10 protein-coding genes are annotated in these 13,149 nt (G+C 56.7%); 4 read left to right on the top strand and 6 right to left on the bottom strand.

The window, feature by feature from the left end:
* Window positions 1-3: 3 nt before the first annotated feature.
* From E9954_RS00215 to E9954_RS00200, 4 genes are all read left to right on the top strand, one after another.
* On the top strand, window positions 4-906 hold the full coding sequence (locus E9954_RS00215; RefSeq protein ID WP_136077251.1) for a carbohydrate kinase family protein: 903 nt from the start codon (window positions 4-6) through the stop codon (window positions 904-906).
* Window positions 899-1,705, top strand: coding sequence for a sialate O-acetylesterase (locus E9954_RS00210; RefSeq protein ID WP_168441860.1), 807 nt, complete (start codon window positions 899-901; stop codon window positions 1,703-1,705). Before E9954_RS00215 ends, E9954_RS00210 begins: the two co-directional genes overlap by 8 nt.
* 96 nt (window positions 1,706-1,801) lie before the next feature.
* A complete protein-coding gene (locus E9954_RS00205; protein WP_136077249.1) occupies window positions 1,802-4,084 on the top strand; it encodes a glycoside hydrolase family 95 protein in 2,283 nt (760 codons plus the stop codon).
* A 152-nt stretch (window positions 4,085-4,236) separates the two neighbouring features.
* Window positions 4,237-5,760 (top strand): sulfatase family protein, encoded by a 1,524-nt coding sequence (locus E9954_RS00200; protein ID WP_136077248.1) that lies wholly within the window; start codon window positions 4,237-4,239, stop codon window positions 5,758-5,760.
* A 39-nt stretch (window positions 5,761-5,799) separates the two neighbouring features.
* On the opposite strand, the gene E9954_RS00195 is transcribed toward E9954_RS00200, so the two are convergent.
* The 6 genes from E9954_RS00195 to E9954_RS00170 all read right to left on the bottom strand — a co-directional run bounded on the left by E9954_RS00195 (window position 5,800) and on the right by E9954_RS00170 (window position 13,092).
* A complete protein-coding gene (locus E9954_RS00195) occupies window positions 5,800-8,091 on the bottom strand; it encodes an alpha-L-rhamnosidase-related protein (protein WP_222846984.1) in 2,292 nt (763 codons plus the stop codon).
* An 81-nt stretch (window positions 8,092-8,172) separates the two neighbouring features.
* Window positions 8,173-8,400, bottom strand: coding sequence for a type II toxin-antitoxin system BrnA family antitoxin (gene brnA, locus E9954_RS00190; protein ID WP_136077247.1), 228 nt, complete (start codon window positions 8,398-8,400; stop codon window positions 8,173-8,175).
* Window positions 8,390-8,650, bottom strand: coding sequence for a BrnT family toxin (locus E9954_RS00185; RefSeq protein WP_136077246.1), 261 nt, complete (start codon window positions 8,648-8,650; stop codon window positions 8,390-8,392). Before E9954_RS00185 ends, brnA begins: the two co-directional genes overlap by 11 nt.
* Before the next feature lie 791 nt (window positions 8,651-9,441).
* Complete coding sequence (locus tag E9954_RS00180) at window positions 9,442-9,681, bottom strand: hypothetical protein (RefSeq protein WP_136077245.1); 240 nt, start codon at window positions 9,679-9,681, stop codon at window positions 9,442-9,444.
* Window positions 9,682-9,688: 7 nt separating this feature from the next.
* The gene (locus E9954_RS00175) at window positions 9,689-10,168 is read right to left on the bottom strand and encodes a hypothetical protein (RefSeq protein ID WP_136077244.1); all 480 of its coding nucleotides are present in this window, start codon (window positions 10,166-10,168) and stop codon (window positions 9,689-9,691) included.
* 1,172 nt (window positions 10,169-11,340) lie between these two features.
* On the bottom strand, window positions 11,341-13,092 hold the full coding sequence (locus E9954_RS00170; RefSeq protein WP_136077243.1) for a sulfatase-like hydrolase/transferase: 1,752 nt from the start codon (window positions 13,090-13,092) through the stop codon (window positions 11,341-11,343).
* Between the last annotated feature and the right edge of the window lie 57 nt (window positions 13,093-13,149).

The following is a 13,149-nucleotide window of genomic DNA, read 5'->3' as shown; positions in this document are numbered from 1 at the left end:
TCCATGACCCAACCATTCATTGTTGCCGGGATCGGCGAACTGCTTTGGGATGTTTTCCCTGAAGGGAAACGTCTCGGCGGCGCGCCCGTCAACTTTTGCTACCATTGCGACCAGCTCGGCGCGACGGGCTACCCGGTCAGCGCGGTCGGCGCCGATCCACTCGGCACGGAAATCCGCGCCGTGCTCCAGGGCAACGGGATCGTCGACCGCTATATCGCCGAGGTCGGGCACCCGACCGGAACCGTACAGGTGATGCTGAAAAACGCTCAGCCCACGTATGAAATTTGCGAGGGCGTTGCCTGGGATCATATTTCCGTCTCCGGGCAAGTCGGCGCGCTGGCGCAGCAGATCGACGCCGTCGGCTTCGGATCGCTCGCCCAGCGCAGTTTTGCCTCCCGCAGCGCCATCCATGCGTTCCTGGAACGGATGAAGCCCAATGCGTTTAAAATCTTCGACGTCAACCTGCGGCAGACGTTCTTTTCGAGAGAGATCATCGAATCCTCGCTCGAACAATGCAATATCCTCAAGCTCAGCGATGAGGAACTTCCGGTGCTGGCGGAGCTGTTTGGAATCAGAGGTGCGATTACGGAACAGCTCCAAACGCTGCGAACAAAATTTGGCCTGACGCTGGTCGCCTACACGCGCGGCCCCGGAGGCAGCCTGCTCGTCTCCGCCGACGAAACAGATGACCATCCCGGCCGCCCCGTCGAAGCCATCAACACCGTCGGTGCGGGCGACTCGTTTGCGGCAACGCTCTGCATGGGTTTGTTGAACGGAAAACCGCTCGCGGAAATCAACGATCATGCCAACCGGGTTGCGGCCTTTGTCTGCACCTGCGACGGTGCCACGCCCATCCTGCCCCGCGAGCTGGTGCTTGGAGCAACCTCGGAAGCAACGTGTGACTAGAATACGATTCAACCGATTGATCCCTTTGACAACCGCGGTATGCGTGGTTACCGCGTGTGCAACCCAAGCGGCCCAAGAGCGCGCGACGAAGGTATTCCTGCTTGCAGGCCAGTCGAACATGGATGGGTGCGGGAAGGCGGAAGATCTTCCCGGGGAATACAGGGTTCATCCGGCAAACACGGCGGCGTGGGACAACCCGCTTAAAAAATGGGTACCCCTGGGCACCGACTCTTTCGCCGAAAAGCGCAGCTTCCAGTTTGGCCCCGAAATTGCCTTTGCCCATGTGATGGCCGAAGCGTTTCCCGAATCAACGATTGCGATCGTGAAAACCTCGGCGGGCGGAACCAGGCTTTGGAAGCACTGGTTGCCGGGGCAGGCGATGAACCAACGGTTCTTTGGCAACATCGGAAACGCACTGGAAACGCTGCACGACTACGAAGTTTGCGGCATGCTCTGGATGCAGGGCGAATCGGATGCCGAAGAACTCGACAAAGCCAAAGCCTACGAAGAAAACCTGAAGACGTTTTTCGCGGATGTCCGCAAACAAACGGCCCTGCCGGACTTGCCGATCGTGATGGGCCGCATCTCGTCGAGCCTGCTGAAGGAAACCCCGTGGTGTTTCGACCACGCCGGAATCGTGCAGCAGGCGCAGGAAAAGGTTGCCGCCGCGGACGATCATGTGTTCATCATCAATACCGACCATCTTGAAACGCTGAAAGACAACACCCACTTCAACGGCCCGTCACAAATCCGGCTCGGCACCGAAATGGGCAAAACCATGTTAAAAGAAATAAAGTAACTGAATGACCGCAAAGACGCGAAGATGCAAAGAACGTGGAATCGCAATCTTCGTTTCTTCGCGTCTTAGCGGTCATAACAAGAAAGGTGACTGATCATGAACAAAGTAAAATCAATAAAGCAGGTAGGAGCGGTGCTCGCTGTAACCACCCTGACTGCGGGGGCGATGACTCCCCTCACCCTTTGGTATGACCAGCCCGCCACTTCGTGGATGAAGGAGGCGTTGCCGATCGGCAACGGGCCGTTGGGGGCAATGCTCTTCGGCGGGACGGAGATCGAACGCATCCAGTTCAACGAGATCAGCCTCTGGAGCGGTGTCCGCGAAACCAAGGAGAAAGACATCGGAAAAGAGGGCGATGGCCGCATGGGTGCGCACCAGGCGTTCGGCGACATCTTTATCCACCTCGGCCATGATCAATCCAAGGTGACCCACTACCGCCGCCAGCTCGACCTCGAACGCGCTGTGCATACCGTCGAGTACGACTACGATGGCGTACACTTCACCCAGACCGCCTTTGCCAGCCATCCGGCCAAGGCGATCGTTGTCCAACTGACAGCCGACAAACCCGGAGCCCTCAACGGCCGCGTCTGGCTGACCGATATGCACAACGCGAAGGTTTCGCTGAACGGAAACCGCTTCACCGCCAAAGGGGAAATGGGCAACGGCTTTGAATATGAATCGCAAATGCAGGTGCTCAACCAAGGCGGCGAACTCAAACGCGGCAAACCGGAAAACCCGGGCGTCACCCCGATGGCGCCGCTGGGCCTGGAGCTGAAAAAGTGCGACGGTGTGACGCTGATCCTCAGCGCAGGCACCAACTTTGAGCAGGAGCATTCAAAGAAGTGGCTCGGCGAGCATCCCCACGCCCGCGTAACGAAAACGGTCGATGCGGCCGCAGCAAAAAGCACCGATGCCCTGCTCGCCGAGCACCTGAATGACTATCAGTCGATCTTTGGCCGCTTTGCGGTCAACCTCGGCACCACTGCCCCGGAGCTGCGCGCCAAAACCACGGCGGAGCGTCTGGCCGCCTACCGGGACAACACCACCTCCGACCCGGAGCTCGAAGCGCTGTTCTGCCAGTTCGGGCGCTACCTGCTGATCAGCTGTTCGCGGGCCGGCGCACTGCCCGCCAACCTGCAGGGCGTTTGGAACCACAGTAACACGCCGGTCTGGGCGGGAGACTACCATTCCAACATCAACCTCGAGATGAACTACTGGCCGGCCGAAACCGCGAACATGCCCGAATGCCACGTTCCGTTCATCGACTATATCGACAGCATCCGCGAAGTCAGCGCGCAGATCACGCGGCTGCAGTATGGCGACGTACGCGGCTGGACGATCCGCACCATGAACAACGCCTGCGGCGTGGGCTACTGGAAGTGGAACGGCCCCGGCAGCGCCTGGTATGCGCAGCACCTGTGGGAACACTATGCCTTCGGCCGCAACCAGGAATACCTGCGCAACACCGCCTACCCGATCATGAAGGAAATCTGCCACTTCTGGGAAGACCACCTCAAGCGCCGCCCCGACGGCACGCTGGTTACGCCGGACGGCTGGTCGCCGGAACAGTATAAACATGATCCGGAAGAAGGGGTGACCTACGACCAGGAAATTATCTACGACCTGTTCAACAACACCGTCGAAGCCGCCGACGCACTGGGCGACGACCCCGCGTTCCGCGACAGGATCGCCGGCATGCGCGACGACCTGCTCAAACCCGCGATCGGCCGTTGGGGCCAGCTGAAGGAGTGGGAAATCGATAAGGACGACCCGGAGGACAAGCACCGCCACGTCTCGCATCTGTTCGCGCTTTATCCAGGCCGACAGATCAGCATGGCCCTTACGCCGGAGCTGGCCGAAGCCTGCCGCGTTTCGCTCAACGCCCGCGGCGATGCCAGCACGGGCTGGAGCCGCGCATGGAAGATTAACTTCTGGGCGCGCCTGGGCGACGGCGACCGCGCACACACAGTGATGCGCGGGCTGCTCAACCTCGTGGGCGAAACCCGCACCATCTATGGAAACAGCGGCGGAGGGGTCTACCAAAACCTGTTTTGCTCACACCCGCCCTTCCAGATCGACGGCAACCTCGGCGGCACCGCCGGCTTCTGCGAAATGCTGGTGCAGAGCCACGCACAGGAAATCCAACTGCTGCCCGCCCTGCCCGCCGCATGGTCGACGGGTTCGCTCAAGGGCCTCCGCGCCCGCGGCAACTTTGAAGTCGATATGGAGTGGAAAGACGGCAAGCTCGTCTCCACCACCATCCGCTCCAAGTCCGGCCTGCCTTGCAAAGTGGTCTACGGCGACCAGGTTTGGCAGTCCGACACAACGGCCGGTTCGGAATACCGGCTGGATCAAAACCTCACCCCCCTCCAACATTAGGTAATTAACTTGAATAGTCTCACCACAGAGTGCGCAGAGACACAGAGCATCCTACCTCTCTGTGCCTCTGCGCACTCTGTGGTAAAAAACAAATCAGCTTAGTTTGCTATTAGATAGTTGCATAAGCACATGGAAGAAAATGGAGAATCACGATGAAGAGAATCATTACCGCAACCTTGTTGCTGGCCGGAATCGCCGCTGCGGAACGGCCGAACATTGTCTGGATTTTTACGGACGACCATTCCTACCAGACCATCGGGGCCTATGGCGGGCGGCTGCAAAAACTGAATCCGTCGCCGAACATCGATGCCCTGGCCCGCGACGGTATGCGATTCGACCGCGCCTATGTCGGCAACTCGATCTGCGCGCCGAGCCGGGCCACGCTGCTGACCGGAAAGCACAGCCACATGAACGGCAAGTTCGACAATGTCGACCCATTCAACCACGACCAGCAGCAGTTCCAGAAGATCCTGCAGAAGAACGGATATGCGACCGCAATGATCGGAAAAATCCACCTGCACGGGAACATGCAGGGATTCGACTATTGGGAAGTGCTGCCGGGACAGGGCAGCTACGATGATCCCGTCTTCATTACCGAGAACGGAAAGACGACCTATCCCGGCCGCCACTCGACCGAAGTCATTACGGAGCGCGCGCTCAACTGGCTCGACAACGAGCGCGACGAGGGCAAGCCGTTCATGCTGATGCTCCACTACAAGGCGCCGCACCGCAACTGGATCCCGGCCCCCGAGTACATGAGCAAATACGAGGATGTTGAGATCCCGGAGCCGGACAACCTGTTCGACGACTATGCCACGCGCGGCGCGGCCGCCCATGAACAGGCGATGGAAGTCGACCGCCATCTGATTGTCGGCCACGACCTGAAGGTGAACGACAAGGCATGGTATGGCGACCCGAAAAAATCCAGTTGGTCGAAGCACTTCTTCGAAGATCCGCGCTTTGCGAAGCGTTCCGCCGCATTCAACGCAAACCCGCCCACGGGCAAGGAGCTGGTGAAATGGAAATACCAGGCCTACCTGAAGGACTACATGCGCTGCACCTGGGCCGTCGATGTGAACATCGGCAAAGTGGTCGAGGCGCTCGAAGCGAAGGGACTGACCGGGAACACGATCGTGATGTATTCATCCGATCAGGGCTTCTACATGGGCGAACATGGCTGGTTCGACAAGCGCTTCATGTATGAGGAGTCGTTCCGGACGCCGCTCATCGCCAAGTGGCCGGGCAAGATCAAGCCGGGATCGGTGAACTCCGACCTGGTGCAGAACATCGACTTTGCCGAAACCTTCCTCGACCTAGCGGGCGCACCGATCCCGGACGACATGCAGGGCAAAAGCCTCGTGCCGTTGCTGAAGGGCGAGACGCCGGACGATTGGCGCGATGCGCTCTACTACCACTACTACGAATATCCCGGCCCGCACGCCGTGCGCCGCCACGAAGGGGTGTTCGACGGGCGCTGGAAGCTCATCAAATTCTATGGCAAGGGGGTGCCCAACGGCGAGGAGTGGGAGCTGTACGACCTGCAAAACGATCCGTCCGAGATGAAAAACATATACGGCAACCCGGAGAGTCAGGCGCAGATCAAGGTGATGGAGAAAAAACTCGAACGCCTGAAAAAGCAGTATCAGGTGCCGGAGAATCCCCCGCCCCAAAAATAGGGCGCCGCGCACAGCGAGCGCCCCGCCAAGGAATGGGCATCATTCACGGGCCTCAAAGACCCAGGTGCCGGGATCGACCGAAAATTTGATGTAGTGCTCATCGCTTTCAACAAATCTGAGGCCGGGCGTTGGATAGGTCGGAATGTCTTTGCGCCAGATGGTTGTTCCGTTGGCCGTGATGGTTGAAATGTCCAGGCCACCTTTGGGGATGCCGGCGATGGCAACGGTGTTGGCGGGCGACGTTAGGTTCATCACAAAAGCATCGGGGTCTTTCCGCAGCTCCAGTAGGATGTCGCCCTTCACGGAAGGCACGGTGGTCTTGATTGTTTTCAACGGCCCCATCTGCGGCAGCACGTGGTAGGTTTCGTAACCGGGTGTTGTCGGCGCGACGCCCGCACCATATTGCGAAAGCAGCGTGAGCGCGCCGCCGCACCAGGCATGGTTGATGGTTCCGCCGCTGGCTTTGTCGCCAATAACCCACCCTTCCCACAGCGTGGTGTGCGGGTGGTCGACCATCGGCCTGAAGCGCTTCTTCGTTCGTGCAATCGCATCGTCCGCAAAGCGCATGTGGTAGAGCGCCTCGCCCACATATTTTTCCATGTAGGGGCTGGCATGCATCGAGGTCTTGAATACCTCGCGGATCGCATCGTATTGATCCGGCTGAGCCAGTCCCGACACCACCGCGAGCGCGTGGGCGCGATCGTCGGTCAGTCCCTTATAGTTGGGCGAGCGGTATGCCTCGCCGTTCCAGAAGGTTGGATTGAACTGCTTTTCAACGCCGGCCATCCGGTTTTTGATCTCCGCAACGTCGCCCGTTTTCCCCAGCGCCAACGCCATGTTGAGCTGCCCCTTCAAGGCCAAATAAAACCAGCCGTTGTACAGGATGCCCATATCCTTGTTGCGGCCCCAGTCGCCCCAGGCCCAACCGCCGCGGCGCGGAACAACCAGACCGTCGTCGCCCTGCTTCCAAACCGAAAGGTAGCGCTTCACGGCGGGATAGACCGTGCGGATGGTTTCGAGGTCGCCCGTATAAAGATAATACGTCCAGAAACCGAAATAGCCGACGGAGTTGAGCATTTGCATCGGCAGCTCCTTGTCCCAGTCCCCGGTCGGGATCGGGGCAAAGAGCGTACCGTCGTCCCGCTGCCAGTTCGCGAGTTCAAGGATGCCCTTCTTCGCCAGCAGATTGGCACGCGGATCCAGCGCGTAGAACGCCTCCCCCATTTCGTTGACCATATCTCCCCACCATTGGGCGCGCTCGCGGTCGGGGCAGTCGAAGTAGGTGTCGCGCATGGTGATGTAGAGCGTGCGCAGCGCCTTTTGGCGGTAGCGGTTCAGAAACCCGTCGTCGCATTCGAAGGTTCCCGTGAACTCGGTATCGTATCCGGTTTCGCGATATTTAAGCTCCAGAATCTGGATTCCGGCGGGGATGGTGTAGTGCACGGCGTGCCCGTTCATCCACCCCAAGTTTTCATATTCCTGAACGCCCGCGCGGGTAATGTATTCCGCCCGGACATTCGGCGGGCCTCCGCCCATATAATTGTCCATGCGGATATCGATGGTTTGGCCCGCCGGGGCATCGATCTTGAGGTAGGGCGTGACCTGCGCATTGTACGGCAACCGGGCTTCGATCACCCCGCCATCGGAAACCTGCGGCAGCTCCGCCGCATTTTCATACGCCTTCAAACCAAAATCCTTCCAGAGCGGAACCGGGCGTTTAACGAGCTTGTTCCACGGCGCACAGGGCGGCTTGCCAAACCCGACCGCAGCTTCATAGCCAGGTTGATCCTTCCGGGCATCGAAGCGAATGTTCGATTCCGGCAACCGTCGGTTCGGGTGCGGCTGGGCCGTATCACCAAAGGCGGGATGAACCATCGCCTCCCAGCTGGTGTCGCTCAGCAACCGCACGCCATCCACGTCCGCCTCGAACAGCAACCCCGCCTTGCCGCTGCTGTTGTGGCTGAAGCCATGCTTGCCGAAATACCACAACAGGACGGCAATCGTGTTGTCCCCCTTCCGGAGATGGCTCGCCAGATCAACCTCGTCGTAGTAGGTGTCAACCGGCGTCGGCCCACGCTTGAGCTGGCCTTCGAACACCACCGGCTCGCCATTGATCCACAGCCAATATTTAGAGTCGGCCGCAATCCGCGCCACCGCCCGGCGCGGTGCGTGATCGAGATGAACCGTTTTGCGATACGCAATCCACTGGTTCGTCGCCGAAGCCTCCGCCACACCGATCCACGACGCCTCCCAATCCATCGCGGCTTCGCCGTGGAGTGAACTTCCAAAACATAAAAAACAAACGGTCGAAACCAATATCTGCTTAAACATAACGTTCAGCCTGCGTGCACATAAACTTTGACCGGATCAACGGGCGCTTTCACGGTAAGGTCAAGCCTGGTTCGATCAGTTTTATGCAGTTGCTTTTTGAATGTGTTCCGCAACTAAAACTTTGATCAGTGATTGTCTCGGAACGCCCAAACGCTTTGCTTCTTTATCAAGTGAATGGATCATCCAAACAGGAAAATCAACGTTGACTCTTTTTTGTTCCTGTTCTGGACGTTTTGCATTGGAGAAATCCAGGTATTTGGTGATGTCCTCTCCTGATTCAAATTTACTATCGAAATCATTAGCTTTCATAAAATTCAACCTCCTCCGTACGTGACCCTCGCACAGAAATTATCCTAACTTTTTCACCTCGATAGGTTATGACTCCCGACCAGTGTTTCTGATTAACTTTTCCAATGACTAAAAACCTTGGTTCATCTTCTGTTCGAGCTGGAACCTCCAGTAAATCTGGATCATCCCACAAGGCTTGAGCCTCAGCAAAATTGATACCGTGCTTCTCCTCGTTCTTCTCGCTCTTCTTTGGGTCAAATTCAAATACCATGGTATATTTTCTATACCACACAGGTTTTAGATTGCAACATCGTATTTTTTAGTTCAGGAGGGGCTTCAGAAGGAGCAGCGGCATATCTGCTACGAGGCGGGGCCGACGGGATTCGCGTTGACACGGCGGTTGATCAAGCTCGGCTTCGGCGTTCTGCGCTGGCTCGAGTTCGTGCCGTACCGCCGGGGTCCGGGATAGACGTTTATTTGACGGGATAACCAGAGGTACGGGATCGGCGGGCGGCTCAAACGGAGCGGGGACATTCCTGTCCCCGGCGGGGGCAGGAAAGCCCCCGCTCCCGCACCAACCATTCCCCGCCGGTAGGCCTAGTAGAGCCGCCGCTACGCCGGTGGCCTCCAAAACGAAAAAGCCATCACATAGTGAAGGCTCTACCAACCAACTGCTTCACCTCGATGACGCGGCCACGAACCCCTATGCCCGCATCCCTTCAAAACGACAAAAAAATCGTCGAGGAACCCAACCGATGAACCGAAAACCCGACCGCAAACCCGCTCCCCGCTCCCGCGCACCACCGTGAAAACACGTAGCGCCGCAACTCCGGCCCCAAGTAAAAAAGAGGCCGTTGAACCATTGCCCCCATACGGCCACCGCGAACGATGCTGAAAGCGCAGCGATAAATAATTTTGCAACGCAAAATAGTGGCGGAGCCACGGTTCACGGCCTCAAAAGAGCGCCTTTCATCGTGTCGGTCGAGCATCGGCTTCATGAACCAGGGGATAGCCGCGAGCAGATCGTGATACTCCTACTCGACTATCCCTTTATTGTTCGCATCATTTTTCAGGATCGAGCCGAATAGGTTTATTACCTGTTCTTTTCTCAATGGATGTCATTATCTCATTGTGATTGGTAAATGGTATTTCAATCCTTTCTTCATTAGAAACAGGAAGGTCATCATGATCATTATTTACTTGTGCTGGACTGATGATTATTAAGGTTGATTTATTATTTACTTCATCAATCTCAACAAAATCAACACCACACGTGGGAGGATAAGGCACATATTTCATCATTGCTCCTTTATTTTTTTTGACGATCATATCCAGCTTTTATTCTCAGCTGTCCTGCTGAAGCTCGCTTGAGTAATTCTAGGCTTGCCACTGAGCTACCTTGTAAAGTTTTCGTTTCTCCAAAGTAGATATATTGTTTAGATCTTAGATATGTAGAATCTAACAAAAACCCATCGGAATCATAGAGTTTGTATTCAACTAGCTCGATTGGTAAATCAGGTCGAAACCCTTCAGTCCTTTTATAATCGGGATGATTATTACACTTCAAATCAACTTGAAATGCCCACTCACAGGTTCCTTCTTTTTTATTTACCGCTATAACCTTCCAGCTATGGGAAATGACAACCAGTGATTCTACCGCATTATCGTATGAGCCCTCCATTGACACCGATTTGCTATCGACCTGTTCCTTATGTAAATCAGTAGATATAGGAGAACAGCCCCAAAGCATTGCTGAACCGACAAGAAGGACGAATGTATTAATCTTCATATTTTCTCCTGCGAACGATTAGGATTTTATCCCTCCTGCTTCCCCAAACGTCCTCTCTGCTGAAGCAGGTTAAAAAGCAGGAGAATATGAGGGCACCCAAAATGTGCCATCTTGATATTGGACAGCGCCACCCCGGCACGTCCGGCCTATCTATGGGGATTGTATGGAGCGCGAGCCCCCGTCGCCATGATATTATTCATGTTTCTTTCCAAGGATTGGGGGCCGGTTCCTCCAAATGTGGAGCGGGCTTTCTAGCCTGCTCATCGCCGGGCTGGGCAGGATTTTTGCAAAATGATTCTCGGTGCGGACGGAGAGATTTTACAGGACGATTGATAACAGGACTATTTCCGGTGCGGGCGCAGAGGGAATTCGGGTTCATTCGTATTCATTCGCGGTTAAGCAAATAATCCTGTCATTCCATTATCCTGTCTTGTGAATTTTGCGCCTCTTCGTGGCCATCCCAACGCCTGCGATGCCTTGCTGGAGGGGCGCACGCCGTGCGCCCGGGCGGACAGCGTCCGCCCCTCCACGAGCGGCTCGGATGGAACCTCGCCCTCCAAATGTGGATCGGGCTTTCTTGCCTGCTCATGGCCGGGCTGGGCTGGATTTTGGCAAAATGATTCTCGGTGCGGACGGAGAGATTTTACAGGACGATTTATAACAGGACCATTTTCGGTGCGGACGGAGAGGAAATTCGTGTTCATTCGCGGTTAAGCAAATCGTGCATTTTTTGACAGAATAATTAGGACAAAATAATTCATGGTTACGGCATAAAGGAAATCATTCTGTCCCAATTGTTCTGTCATTTTTTCTGCTGCGAAGCCGCTTTGGTGTGAATCATACCCAATTAAACAGGTTTGTTTTTTTACCACAGAGGTCACCGAGACACAGAGCAATTGAACATTCCCGCTCCTCTGTGCCTTGTGTCCTCTGTGGTGAGACCATTCAAGTTAAGTTCATATAGGGATGAAGAGCCTGGCGGTGGTCTTTGTGCTATGCGCGCAATTGCTTCTCAATTGTGTGGCCAACTAAAACCGCCCGCACCGGTTTATAAAGCGGCGTGGCCTTTCAGTTCCCGCCGCACTCCAAAAAAAAAAATTCGCACCGCCTTCGCGAGCTTTGCGACCTTCTGTTAGAAACCGTCCGCAGTGAACTATTAAAGAGAAGATGCCCTAATCGGCGGGGATGACGGCCTGGGACTCGCGGTCGCTTACGACGAAGTGCCCGAGGGGTTTTCCGTTACGCGCGCTGATCTGCCACACTTCACCGGGCTTGGTGCGTTGCGCATTGGTTTTTCCGGCGGCAATGGTTCCGCGTTCAACGGGCTTGCCTTCGGCGTCCATCCAGAACAGTTCAACCGGGTTTTCGCGGCGGTTGATGAAGTGCACGTTGAACGTGCCGCCGTCCGGCTTCGAGGGCGGGGTGGGTGTGCCGTTTGCAGCGACCCAACGAAGCTTGTTCAGGGAAGTGACCTTGGCTTTTACCAGCGGCGCAAATTCCTTTGGAACACGGGCGCGGAACGTTGCGAGCTTTTCGGCATATTCGGGGAGCGTGGCCAGGTTCTTCCATTCATAGGGATCGGCCTTAATGCTGTAGAGTTCCTCGTCGCCGTTTGCATAGTGGATGTAGCGCCAGTCTTTCCCGCTGACGCCAACGGAGCCGGGCCGGTTGAGATAGGTGATGGCGACATGCTTCCAATCCGCATCGGCATCTTTCAGCAACGGCAGGAGGCTCGGCCCGCTGTTGTCGGCCTTGGCGGGCAGGCCGGCCAGCTCGGTGAGGGTCGGGTATAGGCTGATGAGGCTGACGGGTTGGTCGCAGACGCTGCCGGCCTGTGTGCCGGATGGCAGGCCGGGCGACGCGCCCGCAGGTACGCGGATCATCAATGGAACATGGGTGGTTGCCCGCCAAGCGGTATACTTTTGCCAGTGTTCTTTTTCGCCGAGGTGCCAACCGTGGTCGCTCCACAGCACCACGATGGTGTTGTCCTTGTTGGGGCTGTTTTCAAGTGCATCGAGCACGCGGCCCAGCATGGCATCGGCAAAGTGGATGGAAGCGAGGTAGCCCTGAATGCCCTGCTTCCATTGCCCGTGTTTTTGGATATGGGCGAAATAGCGGTTGGGGCCCATTCGTTGGCCGGAGGGCGGCACGTCGTCGAGGTCGTTTTCGAGATAGCCCGGCGGAAGCTGGATGTCCTCGAGGGGGAAGGGTTCGAAATATTTCGCGGGCACGAACCAGGGTTCGTGCGGACGATAAATTCCGCAGGCGAGGAAGAAGGGTTTGTCGCGCTTTCGGCTCAACTGCTCTCCGATATATTTTGATACCAGCCAGTCGCCGCCATACTCCTCGTCGGTCGCGTCGAGCGGCCCCCAGTCGGTTTCGACATATTGCCATGGGCCGCCTCTCGGCAGGCTGAGCGGACGCGTATCGGGATAGAGGGTGCGCGGAAACGGATTTTCGGATTCCTTGGCCGGGTGGTATTCATCCCACGAATGCGCATCGATGAAGTAGTGCAGGATCTTGCCCGATCCCCCCGCCCAATAGCCATGGTTCCGGAAATACCGGGGAAGCAGGTCGGCGTCGGGCATGACTTCCCGCATCTTCTGAGCGTTTTCATAGAGCCCGGAGCGATGGGGCGACAACCCGGTCATGATGGCGGAGCGCGAGGGATTGCACGCGGGGGCGGGACAATGCGCGTTGGCGAACAGAACGCCGCTTTGGGCCAGACGATCCAGATTGGGCGTGATGGTTTGCGGGTGCCCTCCCATGCACCCGATCCAGTTGTTCAGATCGTCCATGGCAATGAACAATACGTTCGGACGGGCTACGGACGGGCGATCCCGGTTCTCGCTCGAGAGGACGGCAAGTGGAAGCAAACACCCCAAAGAAGCTGCGAGTCGGAGGTGCACGAATGGTTTCTTCATGAGGCTGCCCTTTCTGATTGGTTGCATTCCAACGAGTCCCTGATTCCCACCGTGGCG

It is taken from the genome of Pontiella desulfatans (genome assembly GCF_900890425.1).
In the GTDB taxonomy this organism is placed as follows: domain Bacteria; phylum Verrucomicrobiota; class Kiritimatiellia; order Kiritimatiellales; family Pontiellaceae; genus Pontiella; species Pontiella desulfatans.
This window is presented reverse-complemented; position numbering and strand designations above follow the sequence as displayed.

Bases quoted from the DNA above. Each gene is read 5' to 3' on its own strand.
- E9954_RS00215 (WP_136077251.1), top strand. From the start codon at position 4: ATGACCCAACCATTCATTGTTGCCGGGATCGGCGAACTGCTTTGGGAT.
- E9954_RS00205 (WP_136077249.1), top strand. From the start codon at position 1,802: ATGAACAAAGTAAAATCAATAAAGCAGGTAGGAGCGGTGCTCGCTGTA.
- E9954_RS00200 (WP_136077248.1), top strand. From the start codon at position 4,237: ATGAAGAGAATCATTACCGCAACCTTGTTGCTGGCCGGAATCGCCGCT.
- E9954_RS00195 (WP_222846984.1), bottom strand. From the start codon at position 8,091: ATGTTTAAGCAGATATTGGTTTCGACCGTTTGTTTTTTATGTTTTGGA.
- brnA (WP_136077247.1), bottom strand. From the start codon at position 8,400: ATGAAAGCTAATGATTTCGATAGTAAATTTGAATCAGGAGAGGACATC.
- E9954_RS00185 (WP_136077246.1), bottom strand. From the start codon at position 8,650: ATGGTATTTGAATTTGACCCAAAGAAGAGCGAGAAGAACGAGGAGAAG.
- E9954_RS00180 (WP_136077245.1), bottom strand. From the start codon at position 9,681: ATGATGAAATATGTGCCTTATCCTCCCACGTGTGGTGTTGATTTTGTT.
- E9954_RS00175 (WP_136077244.1), bottom strand. From the start codon at position 10,168: ATGAAGATTAATACATTCGTCCTTCTTGTCGGTTCAGCAATGCTTTGG.
- E9954_RS00170 (WP_136077243.1), bottom strand. From the start codon at position 13,092: ATGAAGAAACCATTCGTGCACCTCCGACTCGCAGCTTCTTTGGGGTGT.